The organism is Pseudoclavibacter sp. 13-3 (genome assembly GCF_021168475.1).
Lineage (GTDB): Bacteria > Actinomycetota > Actinomycetes > Actinomycetales > Microbacteriaceae > Pseudoclavibacter_A.
Genome location: NZ_JAJOZT010000001.1, coordinates 445,231 through 457,981 on the forward strand (window position 1 = coordinate 445,231; position 12,751 = coordinate 457,981).

At 65.1% G+C, this 12,751-nt stretch carries 10 protein-coding genes and 1 tRNA gene; 4 read left to right on the plus strand and 7 right to left on the minus strand.

Going from position 1 to position 12,751, the window contains the following annotated elements:
- Window position 1 precedes the first annotated feature (1 nt).
- Window positions 2-1,522, minus strand: a complete 1,521-nt coding sequence (locus LRX77_RS01930) for a L,D-transpeptidase (protein WP_231831167.1) — start codon at window positions 1,520-1,522, stop codon at window positions 2-4.
- A gap of 215 nt (window positions 1,523-1,737) precedes the next feature.
- Here LRX77_RS01930 and valS point away from each other — a divergent pair, with 215 nt between their 5' ends.
- Window positions 1,738-4,386, plus strand: coding sequence for a valine--tRNA ligase (gene valS, locus LRX77_RS01935; RefSeq protein ID WP_231831497.1), 2,649 nt, complete (start codon window positions 1,738-1,740; stop codon window positions 4,384-4,386).
- A 78-nt stretch (window positions 4,387-4,464) separates the two neighbouring features.
- Entirely contained in the window at window positions 4,465-5,553 is a 1,089-nt protein-coding gene (locus LRX77_RS01940) for a radical SAM protein (protein ID WP_231831168.1), read from the plus strand.
- Between the two features lie 69 nt (window positions 5,554-5,622).
- Here LRX77_RS01940 and LRX77_RS01945 read toward each other — a convergent pair whose 3' ends face one another.
- Window positions 5,623-6,963: an MFS transporter gene (locus LRX77_RS01945; protein WP_231831169.1), complete on the minus strand. Its 1,341-nt coding sequence runs from the start codon at window positions 6,961-6,963 to the stop codon at window positions 5,623-5,625.
- Window positions 6,964-7,078: 115 nt separating this feature from the next.
- Here LRX77_RS01945 and LRX77_RS01950 point away from each other — a divergent pair, with 115 nt between their 5' ends.
- The gene (locus LRX77_RS01950; protein ID WP_231831170.1) at window positions 7,079-7,342 is read left to right on the plus strand and encodes a hypothetical protein; all 264 of its coding nucleotides are present in this window, start codon (window positions 7,079-7,081) and stop codon (window positions 7,340-7,342) included.
- Window positions 7,335-8,117, plus strand: a complete 783-nt coding sequence (locus LRX77_RS01955) for an alpha/beta hydrolase (protein WP_231831171.1) — start codon at window positions 7,335-7,337, stop codon at window positions 8,115-8,117. The genes LRX77_RS01950 and LRX77_RS01955 overlap by 8 nt, the downstream gene beginning before the upstream one ends.
- A gap of 4 nt (window positions 8,118-8,121) precedes the next feature.
- Here the strand turns inward: LRX77_RS01955 and clpX are convergent, their stop codons facing one another.
- The 5 genes from clpX to LRX77_RS01980 all read right to left on the minus strand — a co-directional run bounded on the left by clpX (window position 8,122) and on the right by LRX77_RS01980 (window position 12,650).
- Window positions 8,122-9,393: an ATP-dependent Clp protease ATP-binding subunit ClpX gene (gene clpX, locus LRX77_RS01960; RefSeq protein ID WP_231831172.1), complete on the minus strand. Its 1,272-nt coding sequence runs from the start codon at window positions 9,391-9,393 to the stop codon at window positions 8,122-8,124.
- Between the two features lie 60 nt (window positions 9,394-9,453).
- Entirely contained in the window at window positions 9,454-10,074 is a 621-nt protein-coding gene (locus LRX77_RS01965; RefSeq protein ID WP_231831498.1) for an ATP-dependent Clp protease proteolytic subunit, read from the minus strand.
- Window positions 10,075-10,214: 140 nt separating this feature from the next.
- Window positions 10,215-10,814 (minus strand): ATP-dependent Clp protease proteolytic subunit, encoded by a 600-nt coding sequence (locus tag LRX77_RS01970; protein ID WP_231831173.1) that lies wholly within the window; start codon window positions 10,812-10,814, stop codon window positions 10,215-10,217.
- 220 nt (window positions 10,815-11,034) lie between these two features.
- Entirely contained in the window at window positions 11,035-12,483 is a 1,449-nt protein-coding gene (gene tig / locus LRX77_RS01975) for a trigger factor (RefSeq protein ID WP_231831174.1), read from the minus strand.
- A 93-nt stretch (window positions 12,484-12,576) separates the two neighbouring features.
- Window positions 12,577-12,650: transfer RNA gene (locus tag LRX77_RS01980), tRNA-Pro, on the minus strand.
- Window positions 12,651-12,751: the final 101 nt, after the last annotated feature.

The following is a 12,751-nucleotide window of genomic DNA, read 5'->3' on the forward strand; positions in this document are numbered from 1 at the left end:
ATCAGTAGTGCACAGAGACGGGCGTGCCGATCGGTGCGAAGTCGTAGACCGTCTTGGCGTCGGCCTCACGCAGGTTGACGCAGCCGTGGCTCATGTCTGAGATGCCGAACTGATTGTGCCAGTAGGTGCCGTGCAGCGCCTGGTCGCCGTTGAAGAACGTCGACCATTTGACGTTGGGCGTGCAGTAGTCGTACTGCGGGGTGCAGCCCATGCTCTGCACTGTCGTCTTGTACCAGACCTTGTACTCGCCGACCTTGGTCGACGTCTTCGCCGCCTGCATCGCACCTGAGTTCGTCTGCAGCCCAGGAGACATCGGGAAGGTCGTGATGACCTGGCCGTTCTCGATCAACGAGGCCGAACGCGCGGCGAGGCTGATGTCGATCTTGCGGTCGAGGGTCTTGGTCTCGAACGGCACTTCAGTGACCGGCAGGTCGAACGAGCTCTCGCCCGCACCGGCCTTCGCCGCGACGTCTTCGGCGAATGACGCCACATCGCCGAGTGTCTTGCCGGTGCTGCCCGGCACGAGCACGACGCTGGTGTCAGAGGCGAGCACCGTCTGCGTCTTGGGCGTGGGGTCGAGCTTCGCCGGCGCATTCTGCGCGATGAAGTCGCTGATCGCATTGGCGTCGTAGACCGCGCTGAACTGGCCATCACGGTCAGAGACTTTGACCCACGACCCGACCGTGGCCGCATCTGCGGTCATCAGTGACTTGCCGCCGACCTGAAAGGTGATCTTGCGCACGAGCTGCTGCGCCGTGGGCAACGCCGAGTGGGCTTGCTCATCAGTGATCGTGGGCTGGGCAGCGGTCTGGGTCACCTGCTGCGTCGAGGAGTCTGCTCGAACGAACGAGCTCAGGAACGCCGCTTCCACGGCGGCCGTGTCTACGCCCTGCCCGGCGTGACCGGGACTGACGGTGAACGACGCCTTCGCCGCCTGGTACTCGAGGCTCGGCTCGGCAACGGTATAGGCCGCTGGCCATGCCTCAGAGAAGAAGGAGCTCTCAGCCGCGGCATCGGCAGAGGCCTGCGGAACGACAGTCGACGCGCTGTTCCACCGCCAGAACTGCCACGCGGGCTGATCTGCGATCACATCGTGGGCGGTCTGCTGCGCGTCGATCTGCAGCCCGAGATCTGCAGCCTCGACCTGCTGCTGCGTACCGTCGAAGCTGAACGGCACCGTGTGCTGATCGAACTGACGCTGGATGATCTGCGCCGCCTGCTCAGCGGTCTGACCGCCCAGATCGGCACCGGCGTAGGTGACTCCGGGAGCAACGTGGTCGGCTGAGTACCAGGCGCCGAACCCGATGGCGGCGAGAACGAGCACGCCGAGCCCACCGAGGATGAACGGCGCCTTGCGGCGGCGATGTCTGTCTGGGGGCACAGGCGCACCCGTACGATCGTCGAGCCCTCCGGTGGGCGGCATCCCACCCGCAGCCGTGACATCGATCAGCTCGGTCGTGGGTTCGGCCGTCGGAGTCGCCTCCGCGCCGGTGCCACGATCCAAAGTGACGTTGTCCCCCATGGGCATGCTCCCTCTCGCCGTGCAGCCTCAGAACCGAGACAGGCACTCGTGTATGTCGATTTATCCTAGTACAGGCAGTCAGGCGCACGATGGGGCGAAACACCCATGTGTATGCTGAACGGGGTCGATCTCTCGTCGACTCAAACCCGACATTCAGGCACACAGCAGCCCCTTTCGGCTCACGACGCGGTGCCGCACATAGTGAAGGAGCACCTCTGGTGACCGATTCCGCTGCAAACGGCATCCCCGACAAACCCGCCCTCGAAGGTCTCGAGCAGAAGTGGAACGCCAAGTGGGACCAGCAGGGCACCTTCCGCTTCGACCGTGACGCGGCCAAGGCCACCGGCGTCTATTCGATCGACACCCCGCCGCCCACCGCATCCGGCTCACTGCACATCGGTCACGTCTTCAGCTACACGCACACCGACGTCATCGCACGCTATCAGCGCGCGCAGGGCAAAGAGGTCTTCTACCCGATGGGCTGGGATGACAACGGCCTGCCGACCGAGCGTCGCGTGCAGAACTACTACGGCGTGCGCTGCGATCCGTCTCTTGCGTATACCCCCGACTTCGTGCCTCCGTTCGAGGGCGGCGACGGCAAGAGCGTGAAGGCCGCCGATCAGCAGCCCATCTCTCGCCGAAACTTCATCGAGCTCTGCGAACGGCTGACCAAAGAAGACGAGAAGCAGTTCGAGCAGCTCTGGCGTTCGGTCGGCCTGTCGGTCGACTGGAACCAGACCTATCGCACCATCGGCGATGAGTCGATCACGGCGAGCCAGCGCGCCTTCCTGCGCAACCTGACACGCGGCGAGGCGTATCAGGCGGATGCCCCCACGCTGTGGGACGTCACCTTCCGTACCGCGGTGGCACAGGCCGAACTCGAAGACCGCGAGCGCGACGGCGCTTATCATTCCCTCGCCTTCCACGGCACCGGAGCACATGACGGCGAAGACGTCATCATCGAGACGACCCGCCCGGAACTGCTGCCCGCCTGCGTCGCGCTTGTGGCGCATCCCGACGACGAGCGCTACCAGAAGCTCTTCGGCACCACCGTGCGCACGCCGCTCTTCGGCGTCGAGGTGCCGGTGCTCGCCCACCGTCTCGCTCAGCCCGAGAAAGGCTCGGGCATCGCCATGATCTGCACCTTCGGCGACGTGACCGACGTGGTGTGGTGGCGCGAGCTGCATCTGCCGAACCGCACCATCATCGGTCAGGACGGTCGCGTCATCGACCTCGACCCCGAGTGGATCACAGACGAGCAGGGTCGCGAGGCCTTCGCGCAGCTTGTGGGCAAGACCGTGTTCTCTGCGCAGAAGGCCGTCGTCGCGGCGCTGCAGGAGTCGGGTGAGATGCTCGGCGACCCCAAGCCGATCAAGCACCCGGTCAAGTTCTTCGAGAAGGGTGATCGCCCGCTCGAGATCGTCAGCACGCGTCAGTGGTACATCTCGAACGGTGCCGGCGACGAGAAGCTGCGCGCCACTCTGAAAGAGCGCGGCAACGAACTCGAGTGGCACCCGGCGTTCATGCACGTGCGCTACGACAACTGGGTCGACGGCCTCAACGGCGACTGGCTGGTGAGCCGACAGCGCTACTTCGGCGTGCCGATTCCGGTCTGGTACCCGATCGATGCCGAGGGCGTCACCGACTACGAACACCCCATCGTTCCCGACGAGTCGCAGCTTCCGGTCGATCCGTCGTCGCAGGCGCCAGCCGGCTTCGACGAGGCGCAGCGCGGGCAGGCCGGTGGTTTCGTCGGCGAGGTCGACGTGCTCGACACCTGGGCGACCTCATCGCTCACCCCGCAGCTGGCCGGAGGCTGGGAGCGCGACCCCGAGCTCTGGGATCTCGTCGCCCCCTACGATCTGCGCCCGCAGGCACAGGACATCATTCGCACCTGGCTGTTCTCGACCCTGCTGCGCAGCGAGCTCGAAGATCACCGCCTGCCGTGGGCGCACACCACGATCTCGGGCTTCATCGTCGACCCCGACCGCAAGAAGATGTCGAAGTCGAAGGGCAACGTCGTCACTCCGCTGAGTCTGCTCGAACAGTTCAGCTCTGACGCCGTGCGCTACTGGGCCGCCGCCTACAAGCTGGGCACCGACGCCGCGTTCGACCCGCAGAATCCGAAGCAGATCAAGGTCGGCCGTCGTCTGGCGATCAAGATTCTGAACGCGGCGAAGTTCGTGCTCGGCTTCGGCCAGGCGGCTGAAGGCGCTCAGGCGACGAACCCCCTCGACGTCAGCCTGCTGGCGACGCTGGCCCAGGTCGTGGAGCAGTCGACGAAGGCCTTCGACGCATACGACCATGCTCGCGCCCTCGAAGTGACCGAGTCGTTCTTCTGGACGTTCTGCGACGACTACATCGAGATCGTCAAGGAGCGCGCCTACGGTGCGGCCGGCGACGCCGAGCGGGACTCGGCCCTCGTCACCCTGCAGACCGCGCTCGAGGTGCTGCTGCGGCTGTTCGCGCCGTTCATCGTGTATGCGACCGAAGAGGTCTACAGCTGGACGCACGACGAGTCGATCCACCGTCAGCCCTGGCCGACTGCCGCTGCGGTTCTGGCTCCGGTGTCTCAGGGCACCGAGTCAGCCGTCGGCGACGCTGACGCTGACGCTGACGGCAGCGTGTTCGCGGCCGTCAGCGATGCGCTGATCACCTTCCGCCGGGCCAAGACCGAGGCGAAGGTCAAGATGCGCACCCCGATCGTCACCGCCACGCTGCACGGGCCGGCAGATCGCATCCGGCGAGTCGCCCTCGCGCTCGACGATCTGCGTTCGGTCGCCAAGGCAGCGCGAATCGAGCTGGCCGAAGACGGCGAGCAGTTCAGCGTCAGCGATGTGGAGTTCGGCTCGCTCGACCAGTAGGCGGTGCGTCGCCGGCCGCGCGCTCCGGGCGTGCGCAGCCGACTTGACGAACGTTCGAACATATGTTCGAATAGCGTCATGCGCTGGGATGCTCAAGAGACTGCACACGCCGACCTCAACGCTCTGAGCGGGCTCGACCTTGTCGAGGGGCTCAGCGAGGTCACTCACAAGGTTCGAACTCCGGGGTTCGCCGACCTCGTGTACCACGAGGTGCTCGCGCGTTCCGCGCTGAACCGTGTGCCAGAAGCGAGCAGTGAGTTTCCGGGGGCCTACACGATCAATCCCTACCGCGGCTGTTCGCACGCATGCACCTACTGCTTCGCCCGTGGCAGCCATCGCTACCTCGACTTCGACACCGGTCACGACTTCGACACGCAGATCGTGGTCAAGACGAACATCGTCGAGCGCCTGCATCATGAGCTGCGCACCTCGCATGTCGGCCGTGTGCCGTTCGTGATGCTCGGCTCGAACACCGACCCATATCAGCGCTGCGAGGGTCGCTACGAACTGATGCCCGGCATCTACCGCGAGCTTGCACAGGCAGGCATCGGCTTCTCGGTGCTGACGAAGGGAACGCTGATCAGACGCGATCTGCCGCTGCTCGCCGAACTCGCGACGCAGGTGCCGGTGAGCGTGTCGATGTCGATTCCCATCGTCGACGACCAGCTGCGCCAGCAGTTCGAGCCGGGCACGCCGAGCGCTCAGGCCCGACTGCGCACCGTATCGCGAGCGCGTGATCTCGGTCTCGACGTCGGCGTGTTCCTGATGCCGATTCTGCCCCTGCTCACCGACAGCCGGTCATGCCTCATGCACACGCTCCAGACCGTCGGCGAAGCCGGGGCCCACCACGTGCTCTATCAGGTGCTGCATCTGCGTCCCCACGTGCGCCCATGGTTCATGCGCTGGCTGCGCGAATACCATCCTGGTCTGGTCGACCGGTACGTCGAGCTGTACCCGAAAGGCGATCGAGCGACCAGCGAATACCGACGCAGCCTCGCGGGGCTGATCAAGCCGTTGATCTCGTTGTATCGGCTCGACGGCTCTCAACGTGGGGTGCAGACTGCTCCAGCTCCCCGAGCACCTCGGCTGCAGCGCCAGCGTGCCGCGAAGACGCACAGCCGATCTTCGCAGGCGACCGAGGCATCCGCCGTACCGACGCTGTTCTGAGCCGACTCGTCAGAATCCGCACGGCGGAACCACTCCATGCGGCACAGCCGAGCGGGTCAGACGATGGGGTCAGTGGTAGTCGACGTCTTTCGTCTCGGGGGCGAGACGAATCGCGACCAGTGAGATCAGGCACATCACGGTCAGGTAGATGCCGACCCAGAAGGCGCTGCCCCCGCCGAGGCTCCACAGCCACACCGCGATGAAGGGAGCGACCGCGGCACCCACGATCGCCGAGAGATTGTACGCGATGGCCGATCCGGTGTAGCGCACGCGCGTCGGGAACAGTTCGGGCAGCGTCGAGGCCATCGGCCCGAACGCGAAGCCGGTGAGCGAGAAGCCGACCACGAGAAAGACGATCAGCCCGGCGAAGCCGCCGCCGAGCAGCGGGCCGAACACGATGCCGAAGACCGCCATGGCCACGTTCACGATGGTGTTCAGCCGGCGACGGCCGATGCGATCGGCGACGATGCCGCTGAGCAGGGTCGTGATCGTGAAGAAGACGCAGCCGAAGATCAGCAGCATGATGAATGTGCTGCGGTCGTAGCCGAGCCCGCCGGGAGTCTTGGTGGTCGGCGTCGTGCCGAAGGTCAGCGCGAAGGTGTTCACGAGATAGAACACAGTGTAGGTCGCCGCCATCAGGAAGGTGCCGATCACGATCTCGCGCCAATACCCCCTGAACGATGCCGTGATGGGCTGCCTCTCGATCTCGCCGCGGTCGACGACTTGCTGGAACGCCGGTGCCTCGACCAAGCGAAGTCGCACCCACAGACCGATCGCCACCAGAACGATGCTCACCAGGAACGGCACCCGCCACCCCCAGTTGAGAAAGCCCTGCTCGTCGAAGCCGAGTGCCAGCCACAGGAACACCAGGTTGGCCAGGATGAAGCCGAGCGGGGCGCCCAGCTGCGGGAAGGTTCCCCAGAGGGCACGCTTGGCCTTCGGCGCGTTCTCGGTCGCCACCAGCGCGGCACCAGACCACTCACCGCCGAGGCCGATGCCCTGGCAGAAGCGCATCAGCGCGAGCAGCGCCGGTGCCCAGTAGCCGATCTGGGCGTACGTGGGCAGGCATCCGATCAAGAACGTCGCGAACCCCATGAACATCAGCGACGCGACGAGCGTGCCCTTGCGTCCGATGCGGTCGCCGAAGTGCCCGAAGAGCAGCGAACCGAGCGGGCGCGCCAGAAACGCGACGCCGAAGATGGCGAACGACGAGAGCAGCTGCACCGTGTGATCGGGGTTGTTCGGGTCGTTCGGAAAGAAGAGCACGGGAAAGACCAGCACCGCTGCGGTGGCATAGGCGTAGAAGTCGTAGAACTCGATCGTGGTGCCGATCAGGCTGGCGACCAGCACGCGGGCGCGTGAGTTGCCTGTGGTCTGCGTACCGGGTGCCGGCGACGTCGTCGTGCTCATATCTGGGACTCCTGAATTGGGTTGCGACCGATGCCGGCGACCTCACAGGTCACCGTCGGCCGTGAAACAGGGTACCCTACGACGCAGAGAAAACCGCTGATGACGGAAGGATCGCATGCAGATCGGCACCCGATGGAACGTGGGGGCGACTCCCCCGCTCACCCTGCCCGCACCGATGCTGACCGCGATCAGCGAGACCGAATCGGCTCTCGAACCGGCACAGCGCGAACGGTGGTCGTGGACCCTCACCTGGCTCGAACGCCGCCCCGTGGCCGAGCTCGACGACGGCACGACGATCAGCTGGCTGCCCGACATCGGCGAGGTCGCCATCGACCGACTCGACGAAGACGATGACATCAACGGAGGCCCCTATGTCTGAATCGTCAGCGCGCCCGAACGCGCGACCAGAGCATCCGCTCGACGAATCGGGCACCGCCGCGACGCAGCCCGCCAAGCCCGGCAGCGCAGCCGTCCTCAGCATCGACGACCGGCACACGCTGTGGAACGTCTCGCGCGAAGAGCGAGCCGCGGCGCTGGCGACCCGTCCGCTGTTGCTGATGCTGCATGGCTGGGGCGCGCGTGAATCCGACATCCTGCCGTTGGCCCGCAACCTGCCGCCCGAGTTCGTCGTCGCCGCGCCGCGCGCGCCGCTCGACGCCGGCAACGACTACGGCTTCGCGTGGTACCCGATCGCGGCGCTGCGTCAGCCGGCCGCGGGCGACGGCCAGACTGACGCGCGCCCGGCGGCGGATGCACTGGTGCGTTGGCTCGACGAGGTTGCGCCCGCAGGCTCTCGCAGCGCGCAGATCAGCGTGCTCGGGTTCTCGCAGGGCGGGCTGATGACGACCGAGCTGCTGCGCACGCACGCGCATCTGCTGCGGACGACGGTGAATCTGTCGGGGTACGTCGCGCAGCAGCCGCGCGAGCTGGACGACCTGCTGGCCGCCGAGCGTCCACCGGTGTTCTGGGGTCGTGCCGATCGTGATCCGGTCATCCCGCTGCCCCTGACGCAGTTCACGCAGCAGTGGCTGCCTGCGCACAGTGCGCTCGACGAGCGGGTGTATGCCGGCATCGGTCACGGGGTGAGTGCACAGGAGCTCTCAGACGTCTCGGCATTTCTCAGCGAGCACGTGCTCAAGGAGTCGCAAGGCTGACCGGTCAGGCCGTCTTCTCGGCAGCGCGCTCGACCTCTTCGTGGGTGAAGACCTGCACCGAGTCGGTGCCCTCGACCGCAGCGGCCGTGACCAGGCACTTCGCGATCTCATCGTTGCCGGGCACTTCGTACATGGCCGGGCCGAGCACAGTCTCGAGAATCGCACGCAGCCCGCGCGCACCGGTCTTACGGGTGACCGCTTGATCGGCGATCGCCGTCAGTGCGTCGTCGGTGAAGGCGAGGTCGACACCGTCGAGAGCGAACATGCGCTCGTACTGTTTGACCAGCGCGTTGCGCGGGCCGACCATGATGTCGATGAGCGCCGCGCGATCAAGTGCGTCGACCGTGGTGAGCACCGGCAGACGGCCGATGAACTCGGGAATCATACCGAACTTGCGCAGGTCTTCTGGCTCGACCTCAGAGAGGATGTTCACCCGATCGGCCTCGGTCGACAGCGGGGCGCCGAAGCCGACGCCGTGGGCGCCTGAGCGCTCGGCGATGATCTCTTCGAGCCCGGCGAACGCCCCCGCCACGATGAACAGCACGTTCGTCGTGTCGATCTGGATGAACTCCTGGTTCGGATGCTTGCGACCGCCCTGGGGCGGCACCGATGCGACGGTGCCCTCGATGATCTTCAGCAGCGCCTGCTGCACCCCCTCGCCCGAGACGTCGCGTGTGATCGAGGGGTTCTCGGCCTTGCGTGCGATCTTGTCGATCTCATCGATGTAGATGATGCCGCGCTGGGCACGCTCCACATCGAAGTCTGCGGCCTGCAGCAGCTTGAGCAGAATGTTCTCGACGTCTTCGCCGACATAGCCCGCCTCGGTGAGCGACGTCGCGTCGGCCACCGCGAACGGCACGTTGAGTCGTCGCGCCAGCGTCTGGGCGAGATAGGTCTTGCCGCAGCCGGTGGGGCCGACCATCAGGATGTTCGACTTCTGAATCTCGACGGGTTCGCTCTCGTCTGTGCCTGAGCCCGCCGCGCGGATGCGCTTGTAGTGGTTGTAGACAGCGACGGCCAAATCCCGTTTGGCCGTCTGCTGCCCCACCACGTACTCGCCCAGGAAGGCGAAGATCTCTTTCGGCGTGGGCAGCTCAGTCTGTTCGACGGCGGGCTGTTCGGTGAGCTCTTCATCGATGATCTCGTTGCAGAGCTCGATGCACTCGTCACAGATATAGACCCCGGAAGGGCCGGCGATCAGTTTGCGCACCTGCTTCTGGCTCTTGCCGCAGAAAGAGCACTTCAACAGATCAGATGTCTCGCCGATGCGCGCCATACCCGCCGTTCCTTCCTGATGTCATCCCACGAGCCTAGTCGCTGCCGCCGACACTGTGTGTCAGGCGGGGCGCTGAGTCTTGCGCGTCGTCAGCACCTGGTCGATCAGACCGTACTCCAGCGCCTGCTCGGCGGTCAGGATCTTGTCGCGATCGATGTCTTTGTGCACCTGTTCTTTGGTGCGGTTCGAGTGCAGCGACAGGGTGTCTTCGACCCAGTCGCGCATGCGCATGATCTCAGCCGCCTGGATCTCGATATCGGAGGCCTGCCCATGACCGCCCTCGCCGCCGACTGCTGGCTGGTGAATGAGGATGCGGGCGTTGGGCAGCGCGAGACGCTTGCCTGGTGCACCTGCCGCAAGAAGCACGGCAGCGGCAGACGCCGCCTGGCCGAGGCAGATGGTCTGCACTTCGGGGCGAATGTACTGCATGGTGTCGTAGATGGCCGTGAGGGCCGTCAGCGAGCCGCCCGGCGAGTTGATGTACATCTGGATGTCACGCTCGGGGTCAAGACTCTCGAGCACGAGCAGCTGCGCCATGACGTCGTCGGCCGAGGCATCGTCGACCTGCACGCCGAGAAAGATGATGCGGTCTTCGAAGAGCTTCGTGTACGGGTTCTGACGCTTGTAGCCGTAGGCGGTGCGCTCTTCGAACTCGGGCAGGATGTATCGCGACGAGGGCATCTCGATGCCGCTCGGCACCCCGCCGAACGGAATGCCGGCAGAGGCCTGGGAAAGGTTGGGGAATCTCATCTGCATGCCCATCTCTCTGCGGTGCTGCCCGCTGTGTGACTGGTGCTGGTCGCCGAACTGGTCTGCCATGCTCACTTCTCCTCCGACTTGCTCGCCGTGCCGCCGCCTCCGGCGACGTTGAGGGCCGCTGCCTGGATGTGGTCGACGAAACCGTATTCTCTTGCCTCTTCGGCGCTGAACCAGTGGTCGCGGTCGCCGTCGATGGCGATCTGCTCGACGGTCTTGCCCGTCTGCTCGGCGGTGAGCTCGAAGAGACGACGCTTCATGTCGCTGATCAGCTGCGCCTGAATCGCGATGTCTGACGCCGTGCCGCCGAAGCCGCCGTGCGGCTGGTGCAGCAGCACGCGCGTGTTCGGGGTCGCATAGCGCTTGCCTTTGGTGCCGCTGGAGAGCAGGAACTGCCCCATGGAGGCCGCCATGCCGATGCCGACCGTCACGATGTCGTTCGGCACGAACTGCATCGCGTCGTAGATGGCCATGCCCGCGGTGATCGAGCCGCCGGGCGAGTTGATGTACAGGTAGATGTCAGCTTCAGGGTCTTCGGCCGACAGCAGCAGGATCTTCGCGCAGATCTCGTTCGCGTTCTCGTCGCGAACCTCGCTGCCGAGCCAGATGATCCGCTCTTTCAGCAGGCGTTCGTAGACCGATGCCTGCCCTTGGGGTTCTGCCATCTCTACTCTCCATTCCCTCAGCGCGCCTCGACGGCGCAGGTGCCGTGACGGCACTCGAAGCTTCGTCGGCCTCAAGAGAGACCGACATGTATGAATCTACTGGAATCCCCCGGCTTCGTTCGCACTGTTCGCCGTCGGCAAAAGCTCGCCGAGGCGACGCAAAAGCGGGGTGCGCCCCAGTGGGCGCACCCCGCTTTCAGCGCGAGTCGGTCAGTGGTGACTACTCGGCGTCGGTCTCTTCGGCCTGCGAAGAGGTCTGCTTCTTCGTCGCAGCCTTCTTCGCAGCAGGCTTCTTGGCCGGAGTCTTCTTCGCAGGCGCCTTGACCTGGTCGAGAGCGTCTTCGGCGGCTTCGGCCGTTGCGGGCTCGGGCGTCTCAGCGATCTCGGCCTCGGCATCCTTCGGCAGGTACTCGCTCAGATCGACGGCGTTGCCGTCGGTGTCGACGACCTTCACCTTGCCCAGCAGGGTCGAGATCGCCTTGCTGCGCGAGATCTCGCCGAACAGCGCCGGAAGCTGACCCTGCTCGCTGATGATCTTGAAGAACTCGTTGGGCTCGATGCCGTACTGCATCGACTGCTGCACGAGGTACTGGGAGAGCTCATCCTGGCCCAGCTGCACCTGGAGGTCATCGACGACCTTGTCGAGAAGCAGCTGTGTGCGGATGCCGCGCTCGACGTCCGGACGAACCTCGATGGCGTGCGGGTCGTCTTCGCTCTTGCCCTCCTGCTCGAGGTGGGCCTTGACCTCGGCGTCGACGAGGTCTTCGGGAAGCGGCAGCTCGACCTTCTCGAGCAGCGCCTCGACGAGCTTGCCGCGGGCCTGACCGACCTGCTCACTGCTCTTGCGCTTGGCAGCCTCGTCTTTCAGGCTGTCGCGCAGCTCGGCGATGGTGTCGTACTCGCTGGCGAGCTGAGCGAAGTCGTCGTCTGCCTCAGGCAGCTCGCGCTCCTTGACAGCGTTCAGCGTGACCTCGATGAGCGCGGTCTCGCCCTCATGATCGCCGCCCACGAGCTTCGACTCGAACGTGGTGGTCTCACCTGCGGTCAGCGTCTCGAGCGCCTCGTCGATACCGTCGAGCAGCTGGCCCGAACCGATCTCGTACGAGATGTTCGACGCGTCGTCGATGACCTCGTCGTCGATCTTCGCCTTCAGATCGATCGTGGTGAAGTCGCCCTTGGCGGCGGGACGCTCGACCTTGGTCAGCGTCGCGAAGCGCTCGCGCAGGTGCTCCAGCTCTTCGTCGACATCAGCGTCGGTCACTGCGGCGGGCTCGACCTCGACGGTCACCTCGGTGACGTCGGGCAGCTCGAACTCGGGGCGCACGTCGACCTCGATCGAGATCTTCAGATCACCCTGCAGGGTCTCGACGTTCGGCAGCTCGTCGATGTCGGCGTTCGGGCGCCCCAGCGTCTTCACGTCGTGCTCGCGCACCGCAGCCTGATAGTAGGTGTCGAGGTTGTCGTTGATCGCCTGTTCGATGACGGCGCCTCGGCCGACGCGCTGGTCGATGATCGGCGCCGGAACATGGCCCTTGCGGAAACCGGGGATCTGAATGTTCTTCGAGATCTCTTTGTAGGCCTTCTCCAGTGCGGGCTTGAACTCCTCGGGAGTCACATCGATGTGAATCTTGACTCGAGTCGGGCTCAGCTGCTCAATGGTGCTGGACACTTATTGGTCTCCTCTTTCTTCGCGTTCCGCCGGATGGCGTCTTCGAGTCTCACGACTCTGAAGGACGGTTCGCCGGCACGACCGGCCTGTCCGTCGGGATGACAGGATTTGAACCTGCGACCCCTCGCTCCCAAAGCGAGTGCTCTACCAAGCTGAGCTACATCCCGATTTCACGTCTGTGCAGCCGTCAGAGACCGCACTTCGCATGTGGCCTCGTCGAACGGCCCGTGCAAGTCTAGCGCAAAACAGGTATGCTCGTACCTCGTGC